This window comes from Vibrio sp. 970 (genome assembly GCF_033339075.1).
Genome location: NZ_JAWOTW010000581.1, coordinates 1 through 585 on the forward strand (window position 1 = coordinate 1; position 585 = coordinate 585).

General features: G+C 42.4%; 1 protein-coding gene. It reads left to right on the plus strand.

The features are described from left to right. Positions 1–123 precede the first annotated feature (123 nt). Positions 124–585, plus strand: a 462-nt coding sequence (locus R7Q11_RS28000; protein WP_225467210.1) for a DUF3332 family protein, incomplete at its 3' end; no start/stop codon positions are given.

The window sequence follows — 585 nt, forward strand, 5'->3', positions numbered from 1 at the left end:
ATGTCCACGTATTAAAAATAATAAAGATGCTTTCTTCGGAAAATTCTGTCTTTTATCCCTAGTTTTTATAAGCTAATATCCGCGCCGAATTTTCGACCTAATACTTTCTAACTAGAGGTTTTGATGAAAAAGGCAATTGCTAAAATTGGCGCATTGACTGCTGTGGCAGTTTCACTTTCAGGTTGTGTTGGCAGCAACGCGGTAACTGGCTATGTTATGGGTTTCAACTTGAAAGCGGTAGATAACCGTTACGCTCGTGGTGGTCTAAACATGCTTATGGCACCAGTTTACGGTGTGGCAATCGCAGCTGACTACATCGTATTTAACTCTCTAGAGTTCTGGACTGGTAAAAACCCGCTAAACGGCAAACCACACATCTTCGATACTAAGATGGACACTTACATTGATGTAAACCACCAGCTAGATAAGTCGCTTACAACAGCGCCGATTGGCCCACCTACAAACAACCGCGTTATCGAGCAAGGTCAAATGCACCAAATCGATGAAAATACGGTTCAGATGAACATCACATACAACAACGGCGAAAAAGCGACATTAATGGGTGTACGTGAGGGTGAGTTTGTT